This window comes from Micromonospora sp. CV4, from assembly GCF_003667455.1.
GTDB lineage: Bacteria > Actinomycetota > Actinomycetes > Mycobacteriales > Micromonosporaceae > Micromonospora.
The window spans coordinates 23,518-43,911 of record NZ_RCVI01000225.1 but is presented as its reverse complement, the minus strand read 5'-3'; the positions used below and the strand labels follow the sequence as shown (position 1 = coordinate 43,911).

Below are 20,394 nucleotides of genomic sequence, written 5' to 3'. Positions count from 1 at the left end.
CCTGACCAGAGCTTTGGTCTCCGCCTGATCCGGCCCGCCACTGGGCCGATCCGCCGAGCGGCGGGGCCGCCGGCTCGCACCGGCGACCCCGTCGAGGATCGAAATCAGCGCACGCCGAGCAGGTCGACGACGAAGACCAGCGTCTCGCCCGGCTTGATGACGCCGGCCGCGCCGCGGTCGCCGTACCCCAGGTGGGGCGGGATGGTGAGGCGGCGCCGGCCGCCGACGCGCATGCCGACAACGCCCTGGTCCCAGCCGGCGATGACCTGGCCGCCGCCGAGCGGGAACTCGAACGCCTCGCCCCGGTTCCAGGACGAGTCGAACTCGCTGCCGGTGGAGTGGGACACGCCGACGTAGTGCACGCTGGCCAGCTGGCCCGGCTGGGCCTGCGGGCCCTCGCCCACGGTGATGTCCTCGATCACGAGGTCGGCCGGCGGCGCACCCTCGATCGGACCCACCTCGGGCTTGCCCGATCGGGCGCCTGCTGCCTGGTTCATGCGGGGAACTCCTGCCATTTGGGTGATGTGTCCGGTCACCGTCGATCCTGCCGGATCGCACCCCACCGATGTGCGGCGGTCCCGCTACCGGCGCGGTGACACCCCGGCGGGTCCACGACCTCACCGGGATGTTCAAGGCGGGGAGAGGGCCACACGACTCGGCGGGCGCCACCGGTGGTGACGCCCGCCCGAGGGGTGGTGCGTGTGTGGGTCAGCGGAGCCAGCGCATCCGCTGGACGATCGGCAGCCGCGCCCAGACCCGGCCGAGGCCCCAGGTGTCGCCGGCGTCGACCAGCGCCAGCACCGCCAGCACCGCGGCGTAGATCAGGTGGTCGTCCATGAAGGGGTTGTTCTCCGGAGGCAGGACGGCGGTCCACATCAGCACCAGGAGCAGCCCTCCGGCAACGGCGGCGGCCCGCATGCCGATGCCGAGCAGCAGGGCGACGCCGATCCCGGCGAGGCCGGCCATGAACAGCAGGTCAGCCCAGGCGGCGCCGGCGATCCCGGCGTAGACGTCCTTGAAGGGACCGGCGACCCCGAAGGTGAGGAAACCCTTGGTCGGGCTGCCCCCGTTGATCCAGGCGTTCTTCGACTCGGTGGCCAGCCCGAGGCCGAACAGCTTGTCGATGAACGCCCAGAGGAAGATCCAGCCGAGCGCCAGCCGGATGCCGGCCAGGATGTACCGGACGGCCCTCTCGCGGGGGGTGCCCGTCGTCGGAGCGGTGGTCTCGGCGCTGATCCGCTCGATCGTCGCGGCCATGGTCTCCACGTCCCTTCTCTGCTTCGCACCGCGCTTCCCCGGTGGCATCTCCAGTGGACGCCGGTGGCCCCGTCGACGGCAGGGCCGACGGACCGCAACCGCCCGGGACCTTCGACCCCCGCGACGCGGACCGGGAGGCCCTGACCACGCCGGGCGTCCGGCCGTACCGTCCGAGGTGGACGACGAGAGGGAGGCCGTGATGAGGACCTGGCAGGTGGGTGACGTGATGACCCGGGAGGTCGCGACCGTGCTGGCCGAGACCCCGTACCGGGAGATCGTGGACGTGTTGGTGCGTCGCGAGGTCAGCGCGGTGCCGGTGGTCGACGGCTTCCGCCGGGTGCTGGGTGTGGTGTCCGAGGCCGACCTGCTGCACCGGATCGAACGCGCCGGCGAGCCGGCGCAGCGGCGGGTCTTCGAGAGCCGCCGCCGACGTGACGCGCGGGACAAGAGCGAGGCGCTGCTGGCCGGCGATCTGATGACCGCGCCCGCGGTCACCACGTGTCCGCAGGCATCGCTGCCCGCCGCCGCCCGACTGCTCGATCGTGAGCAGGTCAAGCGGCTGCCGGTGCTGGACGACCTCGGCCGGCTGGTCGGCATCGTCAGTCGCACCGACCTGCTGCGGGTGCACCTGCGCTCGGACGCCGAGATCCGCGAGGACGTGGTGCAGGAGGTGCTCCGCCGGGTGCTCGCCGTGCGGGACGGCCTGGTCACCGTCGAGGTCCGCCACGGCGAGGTCACCCTGGCCGGCCGGCTGGACCGGCGCTCCGCCGTCGACCTCGCCGGGCGGCTCGCCGCACAGGTGAGCGGCGTGGTTCAGGTGACCAACACGATCGGCTACGAGGCGGACGACACCGCCTTCGACCCGGCGCGGGTGACGCCGGTCGCCTGAGCGCCACCGCCGGCCCGGCTGGCCGGGCCCGCGCCGACGTCGCCGGAGCGCCACCGCCGCCCCGGGTGGCGGGGCCCGCCTCGACTTCGCCGGAGCGCCGTCGTCGGATCGGCCGCTCGCCTAGGCTCGGGAGCGGCCGTCCGACGGGGTGCGCGGGCGGTGCGCGGTGGTCGATGCGGGGGGCGCCGGGTGGCTGAGGCGATGGTCGCGGTGCCGCTGTGGGCCTGGGCGGCGGTCGGCGCGGTGATCGCCGTGATGCTCGGGGTCGACGTCCTCATGCACCGGGACAGCCACGTCATCGAGCTGCGCGAGGCGCTGATCTGGAGCGGCGTCTGGATCGTCGCGGGCCTGCTGTTCGGGTTGGTCGTCTGGTTCGGCCTGGGCGGCGACCCGGCGATCGCGTACTACTCCGGCTACCTGCTGGAGAAGGCGCTCTCGGTGGACAACGTCTTCGTCTTCGCCCTGCTCTTCGGCTACTTCCGGGTGCCGCCGGGCTACCAGCACAAGGTGCTGTTCTGGGGCGTCGTCGGCGCGCTCGCGTTTCGGCTGGTCTTCATCTTCGCTGGGGCTGAGCTGCTGGACCGGCTCGCCTGGGCCGGGTTCGTGCTGGGCGCCTTTCTGATCTGGACCGGTTGGCGGCTGGCGGTGCGGGGGGAGCCGGACGTCGACCCGGAGCGCAACCCGGTGGTCCGGCTGTTCCGGCGGGTGGTCCCCACCGACGCCCGGTACCACGGCGACCGGTTCACCGCCCGGGTCGACGGCCGGCGGAAGGCCACCGTGCTGCTGGTGACGCTCGTCGCCATCGAGGCCACCGACGTGGTCTTCGCCATCGACTCGGTGGCGGCGATCCTCGCGATCACCACGAACACGTTCCTGGTCTGGACGGCCACCGCCTTCGCCGTGCTCGGGCTGCGCAGCCTCTACTTCTGCCTCGCCGGCCTGCTGCGCCACTTCGGCTACCTGCGCTACGGGCTGGCCCTGCTGCTCGCCTTCGCGGGGCTGAAGCTGATCCTGGCCGAGACGCCGGTGGGCAAGCTCCCGGTATGGCTGACCCTCACGGTGGTGGTGCTGACCCTCGCGGTCTCCGTCGTGGCCAGCGTCGTGGCCGCCCGGCGCGGCCGCTCCACCGGCTGACCGGCGCGGCCGCGCCACCGGCTGACCGGCTCGGCGTCAGCCGGCCAGCACCGGACGGGACAGCTGGTCGGCCAGCAGCGCGGGCGCCTCGGCGAGGGACGGGCCGTACCAGGTGAGGTGTCGCCCGGAGAGCAGGGCGCACGGTACGCCGGGAAAGGCCTCCGGCCCGTCGTCGGCGTTGAACCGGTACGGCTCGTCGGGCAGCACCACCAGTTCCGGCCGCTGGTCACGTAGTTCGGCCAGACTCGGGCGGGGGTAGCGCTCGGCGTGCTGGTCGTACGCGTTGACCACGCCGAGCCGGTGCAGCACGTCGCCGGCGAACGTGTCGCCGCCGAGCACCACCCACGGTCGGCGCCAGACCGGCACCACCGCCCGGCGGGCCGGCGTCAGGCGGGGTGGCTCGGTCCACGCCCGCCGGGCCGCCCGCAGCCAGTCCGGCTCCGCCGGCGCGCCCAGCTCGGCCAGCAGCTCGGCCAGCTCGGTCAACGCGCCCGCGACGGTACGGGGATAGGTGACCCGCACCGGCAGGCCGGCGGCCCGCAGCGCCTCCGCGTCCTCCCGGCGGTTCTCCTCCACGTTCAGCAGCACCAGGTCCGGCCGCAGCGCGCGGACCCGGTCCAGGTCCGGGTACTTGGTGCCGCCGACCCGGGCGACGTCCAGGCCGGCCGGGTGGGTGCACCAGTCGGTGGCCCCGACCAGCACGCCCGGCAGGGTCAGCGCCACCGCCTCGGTCAGTGACGGCACCAGCGACACCACCCGCACCCGCGCACCTCCGTCCGCCATCGGGGCTCCGGCACCGATCATGCCGGTCGGGTCGGTGCGGCGCGGGTCAGGGTCGTCCGGGCTCGATCCGGGCGGTCACGTCGAGGTGCGCCGGTTGGCAGCCGGCGGTCGTCGCGAACCGGCGGACCGCCGCGCGGACGTGCTCGCGTACCCGGGCGGTCGGGGTGTCGGCCGCCAGGTCCACCCGGATCCACACGTCGGGTCGCGGCGGCGCTCCGGTGAGCACCACGCGGGCGCGGCGTACCCCGGGGGCGCCGGTCAGGTCCCGCTCCAGCGCGTGGACGAGGACGTCGGCGGCCACTCGGGTACGACCCGGGCGGCGCCCGGGGTGACTCAGCGTGCCGCGCACCGCGGAGCGGGGCCGACGCAGCTCCGCGCGCAGCAGGTGGTGCCCGCTCAGGGCGAGCAGCGCCCCGGCGACCGCCGCGGCCAGGGTGGTCCACGGCGTGGCCAGCCGCCACTGGTGCAGGAGGCGGGCGCTCAGCAGCGTCGCGCCGGGGTCGCCGCCGGGCAGCACGCCGTAGCTGGCCGCCAGCGCCGCCGCGCCGCCGGCCACCAGCAGCAGCGCGATGATGGTCCACAGCAGTCGGTGTGCGGCGTCCGTCATACCGACCAGCCGCGGGGAAGCAGCCGGACCTCGATCCGGCCGGTGCGGGGCGCGGCGAGGCGGTGCAGCTCCTGGTGCACCGCGAACTCCACCTCGGCGCGGGCCGCCGGGTCGCCGGTGGCGCGCACCCGGGGCCGCCACTCGGCGCCGCGCCGGCGGACCCGGACACGGGCCCGGCGTACGCCCGGCACGGTGCCGACCGCGTCGGCCAGCCGGCGCTCCACACAGCGGCGGTGCAGGTGCCAGCCGTCCCGCTCGTCGACGCGCAGACGGACCGGAGTCCAGCGCCGCAGCTGGGCGGCCAGGACGGCCAGGCCGAGCAGCACGGCCCCGCCGGCCACCGCGCGGACACCCGGGTCACGCCATCCGGTGCTGGTCAGCGTGTCGTACCAGTCGGTCCGGGTGAGCAGGGGCGTTGGGCGGTCCAGGGTGACCAGCAGCGCCTGCACGGCCAGCAGCACGCCGCCAGCCAGCAGCGCCGCGGCCAGCACCAGCGAGGCGACCCGGTTCGCGGTCCGCATGTCAGCCTCCCGCCGTCCGCCCGGTCCGCGGGACGTCGACGCCGGGGACGAGCAGGTCGTCCACCGTGACGGTCACCGCCGCCACGCTGAGCCCGGTGTCGGCTGCCATCCGGTCGGCGACCGCCACCCGGACGGCCTCGGCGACGGCGGGCACGCTGTGCCCGTACCAGGTGACCAGACGCAGGTCGAGTCCCACGGACCGGCCGTCCATGCGGACGGTGGCGGGGCGGACGTCGGACACGCCCGGGACGCCGCCGGCCGCGTCGGCTGCGATGCGCGCGACGTCCGCCGACCCGACGACGCCGCGTTTCCGGCGGCCCGCGCCGGCGTTGGGGCCGATCCCGGTGTTCGGAGCGATCCCGGGGCTCGGATTCCGGCGGGCGGTCGTGTCGGCGCCGCCGCTCGGGTCCGACCCGGTGGTCGGGGCGGGCCGGCGGATGCTGGGCGGCGCGGCGAGCCGATGGTGGCGTCCTGCCTGGGCAGCGCGAGGTCGCCGAAGGAGGGTGGGGTCACCGGCCAGCCGGGACGGTCCGGCACGGCCGGCGCGGTCACCCTGGCGTCGGCGAGCACCCGCACCGCTACCGGTGAGGACGTCGAACTGCTGTCGCGACATGCTGACCTCCCGGCCGGTCCGCTACCGGCGACCCCGCTGGATACACCCTGTGGTGACCCCTGGAACCCGACCCGCCTGTGATCTGGCTCACAGCACTCGCCTGGGCGCTGGCGCGCTCCGGAGGTCCTTGACACGCTTCTACAACGTTGTAACGCTTGCTTCCTCCCGAGGAGACCTCATGCGTGTTCCCCCGGCCCCGTCTCCGGCACCCGCCGCCCACCCCGTGCCCAGCGGCGACGACGAGGTACCGGTCGAGGCGCTCGGCGACCTGTACCGCGACGGCATCACCGCCTGCCGGGGCGCCTTCGACCCGGCCTGGGTGGAGCAGGTCGGCAACGATGTGGCCGTCGCGTTCGAGGAGGCGCGCTCCCGCCCCGACGGCGCGGTCGGTCGTGGACCGCAACGCTGGTACGTGGAGATCCACCCGGAGCAGTTGAGCGGATTCGTCGAGTTGGTCACCCACCCGTGGGTGGCGTCGGTCTGCCGGGCGGTGCTCGGCCCGGAGTACGAGATCGTCGAACTCGGTTTCGACATCCCCTTTCCCGGCGCGGCGATGCAGCCCTGGCACCGGGATTTCCCCATGCCGGAGGAGACCCGGCGGCAGCGGCGGCTCACCTCATTGGCGTTCAACCTGACCACCGTGGACACGGTGGAGGAGATGGGCCCGTTCGAGATCGCCCCGGGCACCCAGTGGGACGACGGCGTCGACTTCGACCACGGGATGTTCCCGCCCCGCGAGCGCTATCCCCGCTACCAGCAGCGGGCGGTACGCAAGTACCCGCAGCGCGGCGACATTTCCGCCCGGTCGGCGCTGACCATTCACCGCGGCACCCCGAACGTCTCCCAGTCGGCCCGCCCGGTCCTGGTCCTCGGCGTGGACGCCCCCGGCGCGGGCAACGCCGCACACCACGACATGGCCGTCACCCAGGGCTACTGGGACGGGCTGCCGGAGACGGTCCGGGCGCACCTGCCCTGCCCGGTGGTGGACCGGCTGGAGCCGATCCGGCAGAAGCACACGATCGAGGGTCTGGTGATGGGCGCCGCCGAGTAACCGCCGGTCCGGCCGGTCGGACCGTCCCGGCCGCACCGCCGAGGCGCACACCATGATCGACCGCCTAGACTCGGCCCGGCGCGACCGACCGGCGGATGGATCAGGCAGATGACGAGCACCGTCAGCGACGACCGTGGCTGGCTGCGGGCGTTGCCCGCCGACGGTGCGCGGGACACCCTGCTCACCCGCGCCGGTCACCGCGTGTACCCGGCGCGCCGGCTCAGCGAGCTGGTCCAGGGGCGTCCGCCCGGTGTGACCGGCAGTCAGTGGACCTCGGCCAGCCGGGCCGCCTTCGACTTCGTGATCTGCGCCGCCGACACCGGTCGACCGATCGTCGCCGTGGAGATCGGCCCGGTCTCGCCGGCCGGCTCCGCGCAGCAGCGGGCCGAGCGGCTCAAGGACGCGGTGAGCGCGGCGGTCGGGCTGCCCGTGCTGCGGATCGGGTCGCCAACCCTGCGGCCGGCCGAGCACGGCAGGCGCCTCGTGGAGTACGTGATCGACGCGCGGGACTACGCGGCGGGCGGCGCCGGGGACGAGTCGACCCCGGTCAGCTACCGGGACATTCTCGGCCGCCTGCCGGACGGCCGCACCGGCCCCGTCAACGACCTTGGCGCGCTGGCCCGGGCGGCCGCGGTCGAGGCGTACGTCGCCCGGCGGCTGGCCGACCCGATCGTCCGGGGGCTGCACGTGCGCTGGGCGGACGGCCCGGCGCAGGGCTGGAGCTGGGTGCAGGTGCGCCCCGACGCGTGTCTGGTCGAGCGGGTGTCGGTGACCGAGCACCGCTTCTCCTGCGGCATCGACCCGGCCCGGCTGGCCGAGGACCTCGCCACGGTCGCCGTCGGGGAACGACTGCGCGTCACGGAACCGGTCGACCCGGAGCTGCTGCCGCGCGCCGAGCTCACCGCCGAGATCGTCGCGCTGAGCCGGCGGCGGAACGAGCTCGTCGGCGGTTTCGCGTTCGACCACCTCTGCGTCGACTGATCCGTTACCGGCTGCACTCAGCCGACCCTCCCAACGCGGCTCGCGCCGGACCGCGGCAATTTCCTGTGCGTTGGTTGAACCTTCCCGCTCGCCGTCCCGTACTCCTGCGCGAATGAAGAGGATCTCCCCATCCGCGTCGACGGGACGCGGGAGACGGTGCGGAAAGGGCATCGTCGGCCATCGACACGTCACCGGGTAGGTCGCGGTGGTCGCCGCCGTGGCGTGCCATCTCACATCCGTCGGTCCGCCGAGGGCAGGAATCCACTACCGGATCGAGAAGGAGAGCAATTCGATGCGCAGGTCCACACGGGCGCGCCGGTCATCCGGCAACGCGCGGAGCAAGCGTCTGCTGGCCGTTGTCGGCACGCTCGTGGTCTTCGGCGGAGTAGTCGCCGTGACCCAGATTTCGTCGGCCCAGGACCGGCGGCCGAACAGTCCCCGGCCGGCCTCTGGACAGTGTGTGCAGCCGAGCCCGGGCGCGACCGCGCCGAATGGTGGCGACTCAACCACCCGGACGTGGCAGAACGGTCGCTGGGTGCGCAACCACTGGGGTGACGGGCAGCAGTCGGTCCCCGAGTGCGAGGACGGCAAGGACGGCACGGTCGGCAGCGGCTCGGCCATCGCCTGCCCGGACGTGACGGCCAAGCTTCCGGAGGTGCCGGCCCGGGCCCGCGCCGAGGTGGACCGCAACCTCGCCCAGTTGCAGACCCAGATCGCCGAGGCCGACCGCCGGCTGGCCGCCGAGGGCAACAAGGGCGAAGCCTTCATCCGCAACTCGATCCTGCAACCGCTGGCGGCCAAGCGGCGCGCGGTGCTGAACCGGATCACGACCGCCATCGACCGGGCCGGACCACGGCCGCAGGGTCTCGCGCAGCTCGCCGAGTGTCAGGTGCAGCCGACCGGCAACAGCGGCGGTGGCGACAGCGGCGGTGGTAACAGCGGCGGTGGCGACAACGGCGGTGGTAATAGCGGCGGTGGCGACAACGGTGGCGGTAACAACGGTGGCGGCAACAACGGTGGCGGCAACGCTCCGGGTGCCGGCCTCGGCGTGCTGGCCAACAACTGCGACGAGAGCCAGCTCCAGCCGCACGACGGCTTCCAGACCGGCAACCGCTGCGTGAGCACCGAGTTCGGCGAGGTCGGCGCGGCCGCCAACAACCCCTCGCTGCTGATCACCCAGTTCCCCGATCAGGTCGGCCAGAACCAGGCCTTCACCCTGCGGGTCAGCACCCGCAACCTGATCCGGGACCGCTTCCTGGCCGCCGGTCAGGGCGGGTACTACGTGGAGAGCTCGCTGCTCAACGACCAGGGTCTGGTCCGCGGACACTTCCACACCGCCTGCCGGATGCTGGACAGCCTGACCGCCCCGCCGGAGCCGCAGGAGGTGCCCGCCTTCTTCGTCGCCACCGAGGACGGACGCGGTAGTGCCCAGCCGGACGAGGTGACCATCCAGATTCCGGGTCTGCCCGAGTCGGGCACCGCCCAGTGCGCGGTATGGGCCGGTGACGGCTCGCACCGTCTGCCGATGATGGAACGGGCCAACCAGACCCCGGCGTTCGACGCCGTGCGTATCGAGGTCAACTGAGTCGGAACAGATCGAGCCGAGTGAACGGCGGCCGGTCACCGGGGCGGACAGCCCGGGTGACCGGCCGCGGCACATCACCCCGGCGCGCTGTTGGAGGCGGCGGCGGGGGAGAGGGCCGACAAGAATCGACGGGGTCGCGCCGTTTCCGGCGAGACCCCGTCCTCGTGTCGTACGTTCAGCGGTTCTTGTACGCCTCGACGACCTCGACCGGGATCCGGCCCCGCTCGGAAATCTTGTAGCCGTTCTTGACGGCCCATTCCCGGATGGCCCGGTTCTGCTCCCGGTCCATTCCGGCGCCGCTGGGGCGCCCCGGCCGCCGAACTGTCCGGGTGTTCTCCACCGGGCCCCGGCCAATCCGCCGACCCGCATTGATGTAAGGATCCAGCGCCTTGCGCAGGACGCCCGCATTCTCGTCCGAGACATCGATCGTGTAGGCCACGCCGTCGAGACTGAACTCGACCGTCCGGTCGGCCTTCCCACCGTCGAGGTCGTCGGTCAGCACCGTGATTACTTTTCTCGCCATTGCCGATTACTCCCTGTGTGTGGCGGGATGTGTCCAAAGTCTGACCTATCACCCCGGGAAACCGCAACAATATGCGCCCCATTCATTTCGGCGCGTCGCGATTCCGGTGCCGCAAAACCGCGAACGGGAGCTGAATCGCGGAAGGGCCCGGCCTCATTCGCCGAGCAGGCCGGCGTGTCCGGCGACGGCGGCGGCCTCCGCCCGGTTGGACACCCGAAGCTTGCGCAGCAGCGCGGCGGTCATGCGTTTCACCGTCCGCTCCGAGACGTGCAGTTCCTCGGCGATGTCGACGGTGTTGCGGCCGGCGGCGATCGCCCGCAGCAGACGGCGCTCCTCGCCGTCCAGGTCGACCGGCGCCGCGCGCGAGGGCCGCAGCACGGCGCGCAGCAGCTCGGCCGGCAGCACCGCCCAGCCGTCGAGGATGGCCAGCAGCGGAGGCAGCAGCTCCTCCGGCTCGCTGGTCTTCGGCAGGAACCCCTCCGCGCCCGCCCGGAGCGCCTCCAGCGCGGGTGCCGGGTCGGTCGAGCCGGACATCGCGACCACCCGGACCCGCGGGGTGGTCCGCCGGATCGCGGCCACCGCCCGGATGCCACCGGGAGGCGGCATGTGCAGGTCCACCAGCGCCAGGTCGGGGTGGCAACGGCTGACCAGGGCGGCCGCCGCGGCGGCGTCGCCGGTCGAGCCGACCACCTCGGCGCGGCCGTCACTGGTCAGTGGAAGCAGCAGCTCCAGGCCACGGACGAAGAGGGGGTGGTCGTCCACGACCGCGAGTCTGATGCTGGGGCCGTCCGGCATGTCTGCGCCGTTCCCCAGCGGGTACCGATCATGCGGGTACGCACCGAACGAGGGGAGTCGGGTGGATGCGCGCACGCCACGGTTTGCAGGGCCTGTTGCGAGGGTTGCGCCGGACCGAGGTCGGACTCGGCGACCAGGGGCCTCCGCCCGCCGACTCGGAGCTGCTGCTGCGCGTGCTGTGCCACGAGTTCCGTACTCCGGTGAGCACCCTGACCTCGCTGACCCGTGCGCTGGCCGACGAGCGCCGGGAGCTGACCGGCGCGGACCGGCGGGCGATCACCGAGCTGGCCCGCGACCAGGCCGCGCACCTGCAGAGCCTGCTGCGGGGCGCGGCCGCCGGCACCGGCGCCCTGGCGTCGACCGCCCAGCCGGAGCCGGCCGTGCCGCTGGCCGGGATGCTGCGCGAGGCCGCCGCGCTGGTGCCGGCGAACCGGCGCCGGGTCCGGGCCACCCGGTGGGCCTGCGCCTGCCCGGTGCCCTCCGGTCGGACCCGGCAGGTGCTGGTGAATCTCGTGGAGAACGCGCTGCGGCACGGGCCGGCGCAGGGACAGGTCGGGCTCTACGCCGCGCTGCGCCGCCCCGGCCTGAGCATCCTGGTCACCGACGAGGGGCGGGTGGACGACGCGCTGCTGGCCGCGATGCGCCGCACGGCGCCGGTGGCCGGGATGTCCGGCCTCGGTCTCTGGATCGTGCGACAGCTGCTGGCGGCGGACGGGGGAGCGCTGCGGGTGCACCGGTTGCGGCCGCGCGGGGTGGCGCTGGAGGTGCTGCTGCCCGTGGTCCGCGTGGTGCGCTGACCCCACCGGGACACGGGTTGGCCCGGCCGGGTCACCGGGGCGGGAATCGTCCTCGTGCCAGCTCCCGGCACGGAGGAGGACCCATGTTCGGCCACATCAAGGACCTGCAGTTCGAGGCGAAGCCGGACGGCCCGGACGCGGCGTTCGCCCGCCGGTTGCAGGAGATCCTGGGCGGCAAGTGGGGCGAGATGACCGTCGCCAACCAGTACCTCTACCAGGGCTGGAACTGCCGACTGCCCGGCAAGTACAAGGACCTGCTCCTGGACGTCGGCACCGAGGAGATGGGCCACGTCGAAATGATCGCCACCATGATCACCCGCCTGCTGGAGAACGCCCCCCTGTCCCTGCAGGAAGCCGCCGACGACAACCCCATGGTCGCCGCCGTCTACGGCGGCTCCAACCCCGCACACTTCATCCACGGCGGCGGCGGCGCCCTACCCACCGACAGCAACGGCGTGCCCTGGAACGCCGCCTTCATCACCGCCAGCGGCAACCTCATGGCCGACTTCCACCTCAACGCCACCGCCGAAGCACAAGGCCGCCTCCAGGTCGCCCGACTGTTCAACATGACCGACGACCCCGGCGTCAAACAGATGCTGCGCTTCCTGCTGGCCCGCGACACCATGCACCAGAACATGTGGCTCGCCGCCATCGAACAACTCAAACAGGACGGCCTGGAAGACATGCCGGTGCCCGACGCCTTCACCGACTCCAAGGAGTTCACCAAGGAGTTCAGCTACACCTACCTCGACTTCTCCCCCGGCCAGGACGCCGCCGAAGGCCGCTGGGCCTCCGGCCCCACGCCGGACGGCAAGGGCGAATTCACCTACGACCACAGCCCCCGAGCCCACGCCCCCGAACCGGTGCTCGCACCCGGCGACCCCCGCCTCTACGGCACCAACCCGGACCTGGCCGACGACCTGCGCGACGACGACGCCACCTGACGCCGACCCGCCCGCCCGTACCCCAAGGAGTAACGATGTCGTCCGTCGCCGCACCCACCCGCGAGGCCGGGTTGGTCTCCGTGGTCCGTACCCGGGTGAAGCTGGTGGTCTTCGCCGGGCTGACCCTGCTGGCCGCGGCCGCCGGGCTGCCCGGCCGGGTCGTGGTCGCCCTGGGCGTGATCAGCCTGGCGATTCCGCTCGCCGTGGCGGTGGCCGGTGGCCGCCGGCTGGCGCGGGAGCTGCTGTTTCCCGTTCGTCGCCCGGAGCCGGGCAGTGGTCTGGGTCACAGCCCGGAACAAGGGGAACGCTTTGTTACTTGAGTGAGACACGCTCAAGTCAACGCGATAGCAGGTGTTCGATGGCAACTCTTCCGGTACTTCCCCTGACCGACACCGTGCTGCTGCCCGGCATGGTCATCCCGGTGACCCTCGACCCGACAACCCAGGCCGCGGTCGACGCGGCCCGCGCGACCGGCGACCGCAAGCTGCTCGCCGTGCCCCGCATCGACGGCGAGTACGGCCCGGTGGGCACCGTCGCCACCATCGAGAAGGTCGGCCGACTGCCCGACGGCGAACCGGCCGCGGTCGTCCGTGGCCTGTCCCGTGCCCGGATCGGCTCCGGCGTGCCCGGCCCCGGCGCCGCGCTCTGGGTCGAGGCGACCGAACTACCCGAACCCGCGCCCGCAGGTCGGGCCCGCGAGCTCGCCCGCGAGTACCGCGCCCTGATGACGTCGGTGCTCCAGCAGCGTGGCGCCTGGCAGGTCATCGACGCCATCGAGCGGATGACCGACCTGTCCGAGCTGGCCGACTCGGCCGGCTACGTCTCCTGGCTGAGCCTGGAGCAGAAGACCGAGCTGCTCGCCGCGCCGGACGTCACCGCCCGGCTGGAGCTGCTGGTCGGCTGGGTGAAGGAACACCTGGCCGAGCAGGAGGTCACCGAGCAGATCAACACCGACGTCCGGGAGGGGCTGGAGAAGTCCCAGCGGGAGTTCCTGCTCCGCCAGCAGCTCGCCGCGATCCGCAAGGAGCTGGGTGAGGACGAGCCGGACGGCTCGGCCGACTACCGGTCCCGGGTCGAGTCCGCCGAGCTGCCGGAGAAGGTCCGCGAGGCGGCCCTGCGCGAGGTCGGCAAGCTGGAGCGGGCCAGCGACGCCTCCCCGGAGGCGGGTTGGATCCGCACCTGGCTGGACACCGTGCTCGAAATGCCGTGGGGCACGCGTACGCAGGACAACACCGACCTGGCCGCGGCGCGGGCGGTGCTCGACGCCGACCACGCCGGCCTGGCCGACGTGAAGGACCGCATCCTGGAGTACCTGGCGGTGCGCAACCGGCGGGCCGAGCGCAACCTCGGTGTGGTCGGCGGTCGCGGCTCCGGCGCGGTGCTCGCCCTCGCCGGTCCTCCCGGGGTGGGCAAGACCAGCCTCGGCGAGTCCGTGGCGCGGGCGCTCGGGCGCAACTTCGTGCGGGTGTCGCTCGGCGGCGTCCGCGACGAGGCGGAGATCCGCGGTCACCGGCGCACCTACGTCGGCGCGCTGCCCGGCCGGATCGTCCGCGCGCTGCGCGAGGCCGGCTCGATGAACCCGGTCGTGCTCCTCGACGAGGTGGACAAGCTGGCCGCGGGCTACGCCGGCGACCCGGCGGCCGCCCTGCTGGAGGTGCTCGACCCGGCGCAGAACCACACCTTCCGGGACCACTACCTGGAGGTCGACCTGGACCTGTCCGACGTGCTCTTCCTGGCCACCGCCAACGTGGTGGAGTCCATCCCCGGCCCGCTGCTGGACCGGATGGAGCTGGTCATGCTGGACGGCTACACCGAGGACGAGAAGGTCGCCATCGCCCGGGACCACCTGCTGCCCCGGCAGCGGGAGCGGGCCGGGCTGACCGCCGACGAGGTGGAGATCGCCGACGAGGCGTTGGCGCTGATCGCCGGGGAGTACACCCGGGAGGCCGGCGTCCGGCAGCTCGAACGCGGCCTGGCCAAGATCCTGCGCAAGGTGGCGGTGACCTTGGCGACCGACCCGTCGCCGGTACGCGTCGACACCGACAACCTCGCCGGCTACCTGGGGCGGCCGAAGTTCACCCCGGAGTCGGCCGAGCGCACCGCGGTGCCCGGCGTGGCGACCGGCCTCGCCGTCACCGGCGCCGGTGGGGACGTGCTCTTCATCGAGGCGACCAGCATGGAGGGCGAGCCGGGGCTGACCCTGACCGGCCAGCTCGGTGACGTGATGAAGGAGTCGGCGCACATCGCGCTCTCCTACCTGCGCTCCAACGGGCGTCGGTTCGGCATCGACCCGAACGCCCTGGCGGGACGGCGGATCCACGTCCACTTCCCGGCGGGCGCGGTGCCCAAGGACGGCCCGAGCGCCGGCATCACCATGGTCACGGCCCTGGCGTCGCTGGTCACCGGCCGTCCGGTGCGTCCCGAGTTCGGGATGACCGGTGAGGTGACGCTCTCCGGTCGGGTGCTGCCGATCGGCGGGGTGAAGCAGAAGCTGCTCGCCGCGCACCGGGCCGGTCTCACCGAGGTGATCATCCCGGCGCGCAACGAGCCGGACCTGGACGACCTGCCGACCGAGGTGCGCGAGGCGCTGACCGTGCACACCCTGGCCGACGTGGCCGACGTGCTCGCCCTGGCGCTGCGCCCGGCCGACGTCCCGGCGCTGGACGGTCCGGCGCTCTTCACCGTCTGACGCTCCAACCGCAAGGACCCCCGCCGTCGCTCCGACGGCGGGGGTCCTTCGCGTACGCGCCAGGGTCTACTGTCTCGCTTGAATCCTCAACTACCTCTCCGCCGCGAGGCGTCCCCTGGAGGAACCCCCGTGAACGTGGTGCTCTGGATCATCCAGATCCTGCTCGCTGTCGTCTTTGCCGGCGCCGGCGCGGCCAAGCTGACCCAGCCCAAGGACAAGCTGCGCGAGCTGATGCGGTGGGTGGACCCGGTCCCGCCGACCCAGGTCAAGTTGCTCGGCGCCGTCGAGCTGCTGGCCGCCATCGGGCTGGTGCTGCCCCCGCTCACCGGCATCGCCACCGTGCTCACCCCCCTCGCCGCCGTCGGGCTGGTCATCGTCATGATCGGCGGCATCCTCGTGCACCTGCGCGACATGAGGCAGCAGGACACGCAGGAGCGGCGGCGCATGGAGATCCAGGGCGCGATCACCTGCGCGGTGCTGCTCGTGCTCGCCGCCGTGGTGGCGTGGGGCCGCTTCGGTCCGTACTCCTTCTGATCCATCGCGCCGGCGACCGTCGTACCCCGGCGGTCGCCGGGGGCGCGCTCAGCGCTCGTCGCCGCCGCGGTCGCGGCGCACGGTGGCCTTGCGGCCCTTGATCGTGCTGGAGCGCAACCCCGAAATCACCTCGTCGGCCACGCCCTGCGGCACCTCCACCAGCGAGAACCGGTCGGCGATCTCGATCGAGCCGATGTCCCGGCCACGGATCCCGGTCTCCCCGGTGATCGCGCCGACCAGGTCCTGCGGGCGCACCCCGGCGCGCCGGCCCAGCCCGACGAAGACCTGGACGGTGTTGCCGCCCATCCGTGGCCGACCGCCGCCGCGCCGGTCACCGCCCCGGCCACCGGACTCCGGTCGACCCTCGCGCGGGCCGCGCACCGGCGCCTGCGGGATCTCCTCCTCGTCATCCGAGCCCGGTGAGGTCACCTCGTGGGCCAGCTTCACGGCGGCGAGGGCGACCTCCATCAGGTCGAACTCGTCGGTCAGCGTCTCCACGATGACCCGGTACGGGTCGAGGTCGTCCTCCAGCAGGCTCTCGCGCAGCGCCGCCTGGGTCAGCTCCAGCCGGCGGGTGCGCATGTCGGCCACGGTGGGGATCTTGTCGATGGTGATCCGCTGGCCGGTCACCCGCTCGATGGTCTTGAGCATCCGGTGCTCACGCGGCTCGGCGAGGGTGATCGCCACGCCCTCCCGCCCGGCCCGGCCCACCCGGCCGATCCGGTGCACGTACGACTCGGGCGCCGACGGCACGTCGTAGTTGACGACGTGGGTGAGCTGCTCGACGTCCAGCCCGCGGGCCGCCACGTCGGTGGCGACCAGCAGGTCCGCGGTGCCGGCCCGCAGCCGCCCCATCACCCGGTCGCGCTGCTCCTGGCTCATCCCGCCGTGCAGCGCCTCGGAGCGGTAGCCCCGGCCGTTCATCGTCTCGGTCAGCCGGTCCACCTCCTCCCGGCTCCGGCAGAACACGATCGCCGCGGTGGGCGACTCCACGTCCAGCACGCGGCCCAGCGCGGCCGGCTTGTGCGCCCGCGTCACGATGTACGCGCTCTGCCGCACCCGGGGCGCCGCGCCGGCGACCTGCTGCTCCCGGCCGATCTCGATCCGCACCGGCTCACGCAGGTGCTGGCGGGCCATCCCGTCGATCCGGGACGGCATCGTGGCCGAGAAGAGCACCGTCTGGCGCTGCGCCGGCGCGTGCTCAAGGATCGCCTCGATGTCCTCGGCGAAGCCCATGTCGAGCATCTCGTCCGCCTCGTCGAGCACCACCGTGGCCAGCCCGCCCAGCCGCAGCGTCCCCCGGGCGATGTGGTCGAGGGCCCGCCCCGGGGTGGCCACCACCACGTCCACCCCGCTGTCCAGTGCCCGCAGCTGCCGCCCGATCGGCTGCCCACCGTAGATCGGCAGCACCCGCGCGCCCAGGTCCTTGCCGTAGCGGTGGAACGCCTCGGACACCTGCACCGCCAGCTCCCGCGTCGGCACCAGCACCAGCGCCACCGGGTCTCCGCCGTCGCGGTGCGCCACCATCCGGTGCAGCAACGGCAGCGCGAACGCCGCCGTCTTGCCCGTGCCGGTGGCGGCCTGACCGAGCAGGTCCCGGCCGTCGAGCAGCGGCGGGATGGCCTCCCGCTGGATGGGGGTCGGCTCCTCGTAACCGAGGGCGGCCAGGGCGCCCAGCAGTTCGGCGCGCAGCCCGAGTTCCGTGAAGGCGTGCGCCTCGTCGGTGCCGTCGGGGGTGGTGTCGGTCGGTGCGTCGTGCTGTGCAGGTGCGGAACTCATGTGCCAAGCCTTTCATCACGCCGTCCGGCCCGCTGCGGCGACCGGCACAAGAGCACACCCGGGTCAGTCGCCGCTGCTCAGGATCGCCACGATCATCACCGCGGCGAGGGCCACGTCGAGCACTACGCAGAACTCGGCGTAGCCGCGCGGCACCACCCGGCGGGTGCGGTGGTGCGCCACGTCCCAGCCGGCGTGCGCCAGCCACCCGAGCGCCACCAACCACGCGGCGGTCCGTCCACCGCTCGCGACCGCCACCAGCGTCAGGGCGACCCAGATGACCAGACCGACGAGTTGGGTGGCGAGCACGCCCGGCCCGCGCAACGTCCCGCGGAGCGCGCCGATCAGCAGGTAGCCGCCGGGCAGCACCAGCATCGTCCACGGGCTGAGTACGCCCGGGTCCACCCACATGTCCACGGTCAGCAGCAGCGCCAAAGCCGTCGGCCAGCGGCGGGTGAGCGCCACCACGGCCGGATGCCGGCGGATCACCGCCGGTGACTCGTGCCGGTGCCGCACCGCCACCAGCACCATCGCCGGGACCATCAGCAGATGACCGCCGAGCAGCAGCGCGTCCCCGCCCAGCACACCGGCCCAGAACGGTACGAGCAGCAGCAGGAACGGCACGTACATCGCGGCGGCCATCTCGACCACCCCACGCCAGTGGTGCGCCCGGTAGCGCATCCACACCGTCATCCCGACGGTCATGTTCGTGGCCATCACCAGCGCGGCCACGTCCGGGCGGGCCAGCGCCCCGGCGAGCCCCACCGGGGCACCGGCCATCTCCCACAGCGGCCCGAGCAGCACCATCCCGGCGATCATCGCGAGCGCCATCTCGCCGAGGTGCCACAACAGCCGGCGCGTGGAGCCGGTCGGTGTCGCGTCGGGCCGCGTTGCGGGCGCAAGCACCGGCCCCGGCGACGCGGCGTCCGCGGGCGCCAGGTGGTCGGTCGGCAGTGGCCCGGGCGACGGTACGGAGGCGGCGGTGTCCGCGTACATCGGTGTCTTCTTCATGCCGTTGACCCTGCCGGCGTTCCGGCGCGGTGGGCAGGCTCGTCCGTCACCGGAATTCCGTGCGGATCGCACGGTCCGACCGTGACAACTCGCACGGGTGGACCGTGCGTCCGGCGGTCCTAGGATCGACGCGTGGCGAGCGAGGCGGTGATCCCCCGGGCGGACCGCCGGCTGCGCCGGGCTCGGCAGGCGACACTGCTGTCGCTGGCCACCGGTGTGTGGGCGACCGTGCTGCTGCCCGCGGTGGGCCTGACCCGGGAGGCGGACACCGGCCGCGTCGCGCTCGGCGCGGTCGGCATCTGCGCCTTCGCGGCCGCCCAGACCGCCGTGCTGTACGCCGCGGTCACCCCGTGGCTCGCACAACGGTGGCGACGCCGCGCGCAGGTCGGTCTGGCCGTCGTGGCCGCCCTGACCGTGCCGTTGGTCGCCCCGGTCGCGGCCGGTGCCTGGCCGACCTGGGCGTGGATCGGCGCCGCCCTGATGGGGATGGCTCCGCTGCTGGTCGGCCTCCCGGCTGCGGTGGCGGTCACCGTCGGCACCCTGCTCGTGTCGGCGGGCGTGGCGTGGTGGACCGACGGCTCGGTGGGCCGGTACCTGGCGGTGACCGGTGGGATCGGTGCCGCCGTGGCGGCGGTCAACTGGTTGCAGGTCTGGTTCTGGGGTCTGCTCGTGGAGGCCCGGCAGGGTCAGGCCGCCCAGGCTCAACTGGCCGCTGCCGAGGAGCGGCTGCGGTTCGCCCGCGACGTGCACGACGTGCTGGGGCACAGCCTCACCGTGATCGCGTTGAAAGCCGAACTCGCCGCCCGGCTGGCGCCGGTCGACGCGGAGCGGGCCGGCCGGGAGGCCGCCGAGGTGCAGCGGCTCGCCGCGTCCGCGCTGACCGAGGTCCGCGAGACCGTGCGCGGCTACCGCGCGGTCGACCTCGGTGAGCAGGTGGCCGCCGTGGCGGGGGTGCTGCGCTCCTGCGGCGTGCGCTGCTCGGTGCCGACGCCACCAGCCGAGGTGCCGCAGCCGGCCGCCACCGAACTGGCCGCGGTGTTGCGCGAGGCGGGCACCAACGTGTTGCGGCACAGCCAGGCTGACTGGTGCCGGATCCGCATCGAGCGGGAGGGGAACGCGATCAGGATGACGGTCGCCAACGACGGCGCCGACGACCGGGGCCCGGACGAGCACAGCCACGGCCTGCGTGGCCTGGCCGACCGGCTCGCCGCGGTCGGCGGAGAGCTGCGGGTACGCCGCCAGGACGAGGTGTTCACCCTTGAGGTCACCGTGCCGGTGCCGTCGTGATCCGCGTCCTGCTCGCCGACGACGAGGATCTGATCCGGGTGGCGGTCGCCGCCCTGCTCGGCCTGGAAGCGGACATCGACGTGGTGGCCCAGGCCTCCGACGGGCCCTCGGCGGTCACCGCGACGCTCGCGCACCGCCCGGACGTGGCCGTGGTGGACCTGGAGATGCCCGGCCTGGACGGCATCGCGGTGGCCGCCGAACTGACCCGTGTCCGTCCTGAGTGCGCGGTGGTCGTGCTGACCGGGCACGGCCGCCCGGGGCACCTGCGCCAGGCGTTGACCGCCGGCGCGCGGGGCTTCGTGCCCAAGGGCTCGCCGGGCGGCGCGCTCGCCGACGTGATCCGGCGGGTGCACGCCGGCGGCCGGTACGTCGACCCGTCGCTGGCCGCCGAGGCGCTGACCCTGCCCGCGTGCCCGTTGACGCCTCGCGAACTGGAGACGCTGCGGCTGGCCGAGTTCGGCGCCCCGGTGGCGGTGATCGCCCGCCGGGTGCACCTGTCCACCGGCACCGTCCGCAACCACCTGTCCGCCGCCGTGCAGAAGCTCGGTGCCGCCGACCGGGCCGAGGCCGTGCGCACCGCCCGCGACAACGGCTGGCTCTGACCGGGCCGACCCTCT

At 73.6% G+C, this 20,394-nt stretch carries 22 protein-coding genes; 12 read left to right on the top strand and 10 right to left on the bottom strand.

The genetic code is table 11. The features are described 5' to 3' along the window. Positions 1-104: 104 nt before the first annotated feature. Both EAD98_RS09825 and EAD98_RS09820 read right to left on the bottom strand, forming a co-directional pair. Positions 105-497, bottom strand: a complete 393-nt coding sequence (locus EAD98_RS09825; protein WP_074310352.1) for an FKBP-type peptidyl-prolyl cis-trans isomerase — start codon at positions 495-497, stop codon at positions 105-107. Between the two features lie 211 nt (positions 498-708). Continuing rightward, positions 709-1,266 (bottom strand): hypothetical protein, encoded by a 558-nt coding sequence (locus tag EAD98_RS09820; protein ID WP_121653735.1) that lies wholly within the window; start codon positions 1,264-1,266, stop codon positions 709-711. A gap of 190 nt (positions 1,267-1,456) precedes the next feature. Between EAD98_RS09820 and EAD98_RS09815 the strand changes: the two genes are divergently transcribed. Both EAD98_RS09815 and EAD98_RS09810 read left to right on the top strand, forming a co-directional pair. Continuing rightward, positions 1,457-2,146: a CBS domain-containing protein gene (locus tag EAD98_RS09815; protein ID WP_121653766.1), complete on the top strand. Its 690-nt coding sequence runs from the start codon at positions 1,457-1,459 to the stop codon at positions 2,144-2,146. 201 nt (positions 2,147-2,347) lie between these two features. Further along, a complete protein-coding gene (locus tag EAD98_RS09810; RefSeq protein WP_121653734.1) occupies positions 2,348-3,280 on the top strand; it encodes a TerC/Alx family metal homeostasis membrane protein in 933 nt (310 codons plus the stop codon). Between the two features lie 36 nt (positions 3,281-3,316). On the opposite strand, the gene EAD98_RS09805 is transcribed toward EAD98_RS09810, so the two are convergent. From EAD98_RS09805 to EAD98_RS09790, 4 genes are all read right to left on the bottom strand, one after another. Continuing rightward, on the bottom strand, positions 3,317-4,042 hold the full coding sequence (locus tag EAD98_RS09805; protein ID WP_121653765.1) for a helical backbone metal receptor: 726 nt from the start codon (positions 4,040-4,042) through the stop codon (positions 3,317-3,319). Positions 4,043-4,109: 67 nt separating this feature from the next. Beyond that, on the bottom strand, positions 4,110-4,670 hold the full coding sequence (locus tag EAD98_RS09800; RefSeq protein ID WP_121653733.1) for a hypothetical protein: 561 nt from the start codon (positions 4,668-4,670) through the stop codon (positions 4,110-4,112). Continuing rightward, positions 4,667-5,191, bottom strand: a complete 525-nt coding sequence (locus EAD98_RS09795) for a DUF6286 domain-containing protein (protein WP_121653732.1) — start codon at positions 5,189-5,191, stop codon at positions 4,667-4,669. The genes EAD98_RS09800 and EAD98_RS09795 overlap by 4 nt, the downstream gene beginning before the upstream one ends. Before the next feature lies 1 nt (position 5,192). After that, positions 5,193-5,804 carry an Asp23/Gls24 family envelope stress response protein gene (locus EAD98_RS09790; RefSeq protein WP_121653731.1) on the bottom strand — a complete coding sequence of 204 codons (612 nt, stop codon included), beginning with the start codon at positions 5,802-5,804 and terminating at the stop codon, positions 5,193-5,195. A gap of 178 nt (positions 5,805-5,982) precedes the next feature. Between EAD98_RS09790 and EAD98_RS09785 the strand changes: the two genes are divergently transcribed. The 3 genes from EAD98_RS09785 (at position 5,983) to EAD98_RS30670 (ending at position 9,421) form a co-directional block, all read left to right on the top strand. Beyond that, positions 5,983-6,855 (top strand): phytanoyl-CoA dioxygenase family protein, encoded by an 873-nt coding sequence (locus EAD98_RS09785; RefSeq protein ID WP_121653730.1) that lies wholly within the window; start codon positions 5,983-5,985, stop codon positions 6,853-6,855. A gap of 108 nt (positions 6,856-6,963) precedes the next feature. After that, positions 6,964-7,836 carry a DUF2726 domain-containing protein gene (locus tag EAD98_RS09780; RefSeq protein ID WP_121653729.1) on the top strand — a complete coding sequence of 291 codons (873 nt, stop codon included), beginning with the start codon at positions 6,964-6,966 and terminating at the stop codon, positions 7,834-7,836. A 292-nt stretch (positions 7,837-8,128) separates the two neighbouring features. Then, positions 8,129-9,421, top strand: a complete 1,293-nt coding sequence (locus tag EAD98_RS30670) for a hypothetical protein (protein ID WP_147457359.1) — start codon at positions 8,129-8,131, stop codon at positions 9,419-9,421. Positions 9,422-9,596: 175 nt separating this feature from the next. On the opposite strand, the gene EAD98_RS09760 is transcribed toward EAD98_RS30670, so the two are convergent. Both EAD98_RS09760 and EAD98_RS09755 read right to left on the bottom strand, forming a co-directional pair. Continuing rightward, a complete protein-coding gene (locus tag EAD98_RS09760) occupies positions 9,597-9,944 on the bottom strand; it encodes an Lsr2 family protein (RefSeq protein WP_074310340.1) in 348 nt (115 codons plus the stop codon). A 153-nt stretch (positions 9,945-10,097) separates the two neighbouring features. Continuing rightward, positions 10,098-10,706: a response regulator transcription factor gene (locus EAD98_RS09755; RefSeq protein ID WP_233579043.1), complete on the bottom strand. Its 609-nt coding sequence runs from the start codon at positions 10,704-10,706 to the stop codon at positions 10,098-10,100. A 98-nt stretch (positions 10,707-10,804) separates the two neighbouring features. On the opposite strand from EAD98_RS09755, the gene EAD98_RS30905 reads away from it, so the two are divergent. The 5 genes from EAD98_RS30905 to EAD98_RS09730 all read left to right on the top strand — a co-directional run bounded on the left by EAD98_RS30905 (position 10,805) and on the right by EAD98_RS09730 (position 15,703). Continuing rightward, positions 10,805-11,536 carry a sensor histidine kinase KdpD gene (locus EAD98_RS30905; RefSeq protein WP_121653726.1) on the top strand — a complete coding sequence of 244 codons (732 nt, stop codon included), beginning with the start codon at positions 10,805-10,807 and terminating at the stop codon, positions 11,534-11,536. A gap of 83 nt (positions 11,537-11,619) precedes the next feature. Further along, the gene (locus tag EAD98_RS09745; protein ID WP_121653764.1) at positions 11,620-12,480 is read left to right on the top strand and encodes a manganese catalase family protein; all 861 of its coding nucleotides are present in this window, start codon (positions 11,620-11,622) and stop codon (positions 12,478-12,480) included. Between the two features lie 35 nt (positions 12,481-12,515). Continuing rightward, entirely contained in the window at positions 12,516-12,800 is a 285-nt protein-coding gene (locus EAD98_RS09740) for a hypothetical protein (protein WP_121653725.1), read from the top strand. Positions 12,801-12,838: 38 nt separating this feature from the next. Then, entirely contained in the window at positions 12,839-15,169 is a 2,331-nt protein-coding gene (lon, locus tag EAD98_RS09735) for an endopeptidase La (protein WP_121653724.1), read from the top strand. 129 nt (positions 15,170-15,298) lie between these two features. Continuing rightward, on the top strand, positions 15,299-15,703 hold the full coding sequence (locus tag EAD98_RS09730) for a DoxX family protein (protein ID WP_121653723.1): 405 nt from the start codon (positions 15,299-15,301) through the stop codon (positions 15,701-15,703). Positions 15,704-15,751: 48 nt separating this feature from the next. On the opposite strand, the gene EAD98_RS09725 is transcribed toward EAD98_RS09730, so the two are convergent. Together EAD98_RS09725 and EAD98_RS09720 are read right to left on the bottom strand one after the other, a co-directional pair. Further along, complete coding sequence (locus EAD98_RS09725; RefSeq protein ID WP_121653722.1) at positions 15,752-17,482, bottom strand: DEAD/DEAH box helicase; 1,731 nt, start codon at positions 17,480-17,482, stop codon at positions 15,752-15,754. A 63-nt stretch (positions 17,483-17,545) separates the two neighbouring features. Then, complete coding sequence (locus tag EAD98_RS09720) at positions 17,546-18,490, bottom strand: hypothetical protein (protein ID WP_199723355.1); 945 nt, start codon at positions 18,488-18,490, stop codon at positions 17,546-17,548. 132 nt (positions 18,491-18,622) lie between these two features. Between EAD98_RS09720 and EAD98_RS09715 the strand changes: the two genes are divergently transcribed. Both EAD98_RS09715 and EAD98_RS09710 read left to right on the top strand, forming a co-directional pair. Beyond that, complete coding sequence (locus EAD98_RS09715) at positions 18,623-19,777, top strand: sensor histidine kinase (protein ID WP_121653721.1); 1,155 nt, start codon at positions 18,623-18,625, stop codon at positions 19,775-19,777. Continuing rightward, positions 19,774-20,379, top strand: coding sequence for a DNA-binding response regulator (locus EAD98_RS09710; protein WP_121653720.1), 606 nt, complete (start codon positions 19,774-19,776; stop codon positions 20,377-20,379). The genes EAD98_RS09715 and EAD98_RS09710 overlap by 4 nt, the downstream gene beginning before the upstream one ends. The last annotated feature ends 15 nt before the right edge of the window (positions 20,380-20,394 follow it).